We start from the raw sequence: 5,381 nt of genomic DNA, 5'->3' as shown, positions 1-5,381 counted from the left end.
GAGGCGGGACGGTCACGGTGACGCTGTCGGTCGGTCGGTCGGTCACTCGCAGGACGTCCGCAGCACCTTGACCTCGTGGACCTCGCCGTCCTCGACCTCGATCTCGGTGACGAGGGCCGTCGGGACGAGCGCGGCGACCGCGGTCGTCTCCTCGTCGGCCTCGCACTCGAGGTCGTCCGCGTCCTCGAACTTCACCTCGGTGCCGACCGACAGCGTCACCGTGACCGTCCCGCCGCCGTCGGTCGTCAGGACGAGCACGTGCGTCGTGTCGTCGTACGACGTCACGGTGCCGTAGCGGTCGCCCTCGTCCTCGTCGTCCCGGCCGTCGCCGTCGTGGTCGCCGGAGCAGGAGTCGCTCGCCGAGTCGTCGTCGTCCTCGTCCTGGCGGCCGTCGTGGTCGCCGTCCTCGTCGCCGTCCAGGACGCCGTCGTGGTCGCTGTCGGCGTCGGTCGCGCTGGTGCCGAAGTCGTTCTCGTCCTCGTCGGCGACGTGGTCGCCGTCGGTGTCGTCGTCGTCGCCGACGCAGGCCTCGGTGGCGTCGTCCTCGTCCTCGTTGGCGATCCCGTCGCCGTCGGCGTCCTCGTCCCCGTCGACGGTGCCGTCGTGGTCGGTGTCCGCCACCGTCATCGACGTGTGCGTCCGCAGCTCGTCGCCGTCGTCCTGACCGTCGCCGTCGGTGTCCTCGTCGTGGATGTCGCCGTGGTTCTGGTACTCCCGGATGTTCTTCGCGCCGTCGTGGTCCGGGTCGGCGGCGGCGTCGCCCGGTGACCTCGGGTTGAGCCGGGCGCGGATCTCCCAGCCGTTCGCCATGCCGTCGTGGTCGAAGTCCTCGGAGCCGTCGCGCCGGCGGTCGCCGTCGCTGTCGGCCTTGCGCGGCTTCGTCCGGAGCTTGTACTCCCACAGGTTCGTCAGGCCGTCCCGGTCGGGGTCGGCCTTCGCGTCGGCCTTCGACCGCGGGTTCAGGTGGTTGCGGACCTCCCACACGTTCGGCATGCCGTCGCGGTCGGTGTCCTTCGTGCCGGCCGAGGCCGGGCCGCAGAGCGCTCCGGTCATCGCGAGCGCGGCGCAGGTGGCGAGCACGGTGCGGGTGGTCTTCGTTCCCACGGGGTCCCCTTCGGTAGCTGAGCAACCTCGTCGGACGAGGCCTCATGGCTTTGCGTCCCCACCTCGCGATGGGTTTGCCGTTTCGTGGCGGGCGGTACGTCCAGGCAATCGCGCGGCGTGCGCGCCGGGGTACGGGCCGCGACGTGGTTCACCGCTTCGGAGCACCGACGGCCGTACCGGCCACCCGTTCGGCGGTCGGCGACCGGATCGCCGATGATGCTCGGGTGAGCTTCCTGCGTGAGTACGGGCTGTTCCTCCTGGAGACCCTCACGGTCGTCGCGGCGATCGTCACCGTGCTCGTCGCGGTCGCGGTGCTCGTCGGCCGGACGGCGCGTGCCCGCCGCCCGGACGCCCGGGGCCTGCGCGTGCGCAACCTCAACCGCGGGTTCGAGGACCTCGGGTTCGCGCTGCGGTCGCACACCATGCCGCGCAAGGCCGCCAAGGCGCAGGCCAGGGCGCTGCGCAAGCAGCGCAAGGCGCTCGACGCCAAGGCGCCGGCCACCGGGGCGGCCGAGGGCACGACGGGGACGGCGGGCGCTGCGGCGTCCGGCCGGCCGCGGGTCTTCGTCCTCGACTTCCACGGCGACATCCGCGCGACGGAGGTGGCCGGGCTGCGGGAGGAGGTGACCGCGGTCGTCTCGGTGGCCCGACCGGGTGACGAGGTCGTCGTCCGGCTGGAGAACCCCGGCGGCACGGTCCACGACCAGGGCTTCGCCGCGGCCCAACTGCTGCGGGTCCGCAGCCGCGGGGTGCGGCTCGTCGTCGCCGTCGACAAGGTCGCCGCGAGCGGCGGCTACATGATGGCCTGCGTCGCCGACCGGATCATCGCCGCACCGTTCGCGGTCGTCGGCTCGATCGGCGTCATCACCGAGATCCCCAACGTCTTCCGGCTCCTCGACCGGGCGGGCGTGGAGTTCGAGCAGGTGACGGGCGGGGAGTACAAGCGGACCGTCACGCCGTTCACGCAGACCACGCCGGCCAAGCGCGAGAAGCTCACCGAGCAGGTCGCCGACATCCACGCGCTCTTCAAGGAGTGGGTCGCGACGAACCGGCCGCAGGTCGACATCGAGCGGGTCGCCACCGGCGAGCACTGGTACGGCACGCGGGCCGTCGAGCTCGGGCTCGTCGACGAGCTCGTGACGAGCGACGACTACCTGCTGGCGCGGGCGGCCGGGGCGGACCTGTACTCGGTGCGCTGGACCCAGGGCCACCGGACGGCGCGCCGGCTCGCCTCGCTCGTGTCCTCGCTGACCTCGCTGAGGTCGCCGGACCCGTTGCGCTGACAGGGATCTCAGACAGGGATCTCAGCGGTCGAGATGCCCCGCAGGTCAGAGCCCGCCGGAGCCCACGACCGAGCCGAGCTCGGCGCGCGAGCGGATGCCGAGCTTGCGGTAGAGCCGGGTCAGGTGCACCTCGACGGTCTTCGGGCTCATGTGCAGGGCCGTCGCGACCTCCTTGTTCGTCGCACCGCCGGCGGCGAGCTCGGCGACCCGGCGCTCGGTCGCGGTGAGCGCCGTCGGGTCGTCGCCGCGCCGCCGTGAGCGGCCTAGTTCCTGGGCCACCTGGGCCGACCAGGCCGCGGCGCCGAGGTCGTCGAAGACCCGGCCGGCGCGTTCGAGGCAGCGGTCGGCGTCCCCGCTGCGGCGGGCCCGGCGCAGCAGCCGACCCCGGACGAGCAGCGTGCGGGCCTGCTCGAACGGCTGCCCGGGGCCGCCGTCCGCGGCGGGCTCGGTGAGCTCGACGGCGCCGGCGAGGTCCCCGCGGGCCGCGGCCAGCGCGGCGGCGGCCCGCAGGTGCGCCGCCGCCAGCCACGGCCGGGGCACCCGCCGCAGCCGCTCACCGACGGCGGCCAGGAGCTGCTCGGCCTCGTCGAGCTCACCGAGGGCCACGAGGGCGGCGAGCCGTTCGGGCGCCGGGTCGAGCCGGCCGAGCGGCTCCGCGAGCCCGATCGCCTCCAGGTGCGCCGCCGCCCGGGCGGTCGTCGCGAGCACGCCGCGGTGGTCGGCGGCGCTGGCCCGGGCGAACGTGGCGGCGGCGAGGTACGACACGACCGCGAGCCGGTGCCCGGCGGCCTCGAACGCGTCCGCACGGGCGCGCGCCGTCGCCTCGGCCTCCTCGAGCCGGCCCTCGAGCAGGTCCAGCATGAGGAGCAGCCGCCCGCTGGGCTGGTAGCTCGCGTCGCTGCCGTTCTCGCGGGCCGAGGTCTCCGCGGCCTCCGCGTAGCGGCGGGCGGCCGGCCAGTCGCCGTACCACTGCTCGACCTCGCCCAGTCGGCTCAGCAGGTCGGGCTCGCTCGACAGGTCGCCGCGGGCCCGCTCCTGCTCGAGCGTCGTGCGGAACCGCTCCCGGGCCAGGTCCCAGGCGTCGGTCGCGAGGTACCAGAAGCCGGGCGTCGTGCTGCGGTCCGTCGAGCCGCGCGGGTCCTCCAGGCGCAGGCCCTCCTCGAGCAGGTCGGGGCGCGGCACCGCGCCGGTGAGCACCTCGTAGTAGAAGAGGTTGCACAGCGCCGACCCGAGCAGGTCGGACTCCCCGCACCGGCGCAGCTCGGCGACGGCCCGCGCACCGTGGTCCCGGGCCGCGACGGTGTCGGACTCGGAGAAGATCGCCAGCCTGCTGTGGATCGTGCCGAGGAGCACCGGGTCGTCACCCGCGTCCGGGACCGCCGCACGGACCGCCGCGCTCGCCGCGGCGCCACCGTCGGCGTACCAGTGCACGACGGACCGGGTCAGCCGCGCCCGGGCCCGGTCGGCCCCGGCCGGCAGCACCGGGATCTGCAGGTCGAGCCAGGTCGCGGCCGCCTCGAGGTCCCCCGCCTCGAGCAGGACGTCCCCGAGGAGCACCGCGCGCCGCCAGCGTGCGGCGTCGTCCGTGGGCGGCGTCCGGACGACGGCGACCCGGAGCAGCTCGGACGCCACCTCGGTCGCGCCGCGGGCGCGGGCGTCGTGGGCCGCGACCTCGAGCGCGTCGGCGACGACGCCGTCCGGCCCGAGGGTGGCGAGCCCGAGGTGCCTCGCGCGCGCCTCGGGCTCCGGCTCGACCTCGGCCAGACGGGCGTGCACCGCACGCCGTGCGGCGGCCGGTGCCCGGTCGCGGACGGCGGACGCGAACAGCGGGTGCGCGAACACGAGCCGGTCCCCCTCGACCGCGAGCAGACCGGCCGCCTCGGCCCGCCCCAGCACCGGTTCGACCCCTTCTGCCGCACCGGGTCCGGGCATCCCGTCGAGCGCCTCCCGGAGCCGGTCCGGGGTCGGCACGGCCAGAGCGGAGACGACGAGCAGCAGGGTGCGCAGCGCCGCGTCGGTCTGTGCGATCCGCTCGTCGACGATCGCCGCGAGCGACTCGGGCAGGCGCAGGTCCGCGTCGGCGGGGACGCCGCCGTGCCGGGCGAGCAGCGACTGCACGATCTGCAGCGCGTAGAACGGGTTCCCGCGGCAGAGGGCGTGCAGCCGGTGCAGCAGCGGGCGGCCCAGCCGCACCCCGAGACGCGCTGCGACGACCTCGTGGAGCGCCGTCGGGCCGAGCCCGTCGAGCCAGAGCGTCACGGTGGCGTCCGGGGCGACGGACCGGTCGAGGTCGAGCGGCAGCGCACCCGGCTCGCTGGCGCGACGGGTCACGAGGACGCCCACCCGGGCACCGTCGGCGGCGTCCACCCGGCGCAGCGCGAACCCGAGCACGCCCGCGGTGGCCGAGTCGAGCCACTGGACGTCGTCGACGAGCACGAGGACCGGTCGCTCCCGGCCGGCCGTGAGCAGCAGGTGGTGCAGCGCCGCCCCGGCGCTCGGGACGTCGGCGTGGACCGGGCCGCCGGCCGGCCCCTCCTCCAGTCGCACCGCGGTGAGCAGGGCCCGCCGCCGCACCTCCGGGACCGCCGCGAGCGCCTCGGGGGTCGCGACCGGGCCGACGAGGTCGGCGAGCGCGGCGTAGGCGTAGCCGGCCTCGGCCTGGGTGGGCGAGCAGCGCAGGACCTGCCAGCCGCGCTCCCGTGCACGGTCGGCGACGGCTCGTGCGAGCGCGGACTTGCCCACCCCGGCCTCACCCTCGACGAACGCGACGGCGAGGCCCGCCGGGCTCGCGTCGAGCAGCGCGGCCACCCGGTCCTGCTCGGCGTCGCGGCCCGTCAGGGGGGCGGACATCCGCCAACCATAGGAGATCACCTGATGTAGCGGACCCGGCTCCTTCCTAGCGTCGACGTCAGTGTCAGGGTGAGTGTCGCCGCGGTTGCGGTGGTTGGATCCCTCGCACCTGATGTCTGGCTCATAGCATCGGTGTCGCTCTTC

At 75.4% G+C, this 5,381-nt stretch carries 3 protein-coding genes and 1 riboswitch; of the genes, 1 reads left to right on the top strand and 2 read right to left on the bottom strand.

The features are described 5' to 3' along the window. Positions 1-42: 42 nt before the first annotated feature. The gene (locus ECOMGDLI_RS03050) at positions 43-1,104 is read right to left on the bottom strand and encodes a hypothetical protein (RefSeq protein ID WP_088313499.1); all 1,062 of its coding nucleotides are present in this window, start codon (positions 1,102-1,104) and stop codon (positions 43-45) included. A 9-nt stretch (positions 1,105-1,113) separates the two neighbouring features. Continuing rightward, positions 1,114-1,193, bottom strand: a riboswitch (cyclic di-GMP riboswitch). Positions 1,194-1,328: 135 nt separating this feature from the next. Here ECOMGDLI_RS03050 and sohB point away from each other — a divergent pair. After that, positions 1,329-2,387 (top strand): protease SohB, encoded by a 1,059-nt coding sequence (gene sohB, locus ECOMGDLI_RS03045; RefSeq protein ID WP_088313496.1) that lies wholly within the window; start codon positions 1,329-1,331, stop codon positions 2,385-2,387. A 45-nt stretch (positions 2,388-2,432) separates the two neighbouring features. Here the strand turns inward: sohB and ECOMGDLI_RS03040 are convergent, their stop codons facing one another. Further along, entirely contained in the window at positions 2,433-5,237 is a 2,805-nt protein-coding gene (locus ECOMGDLI_RS03040; protein ID WP_088313493.1) for an AAA family ATPase, read from the bottom strand. Positions 5,238-5,381: the final 144 nt, after the last annotated feature.

The sequence above is a fragment of the Kineosporia sp. R_H_3 genome, assembly GCF_002198675.1.
Taxonomy (GTDB): Bacteria; Actinomycetota; Actinomycetes; order Actinomycetales; family Kineosporiaceae; genus R-H-3.
This window is presented reverse-complemented; position numbering and strand designations above follow the sequence as displayed.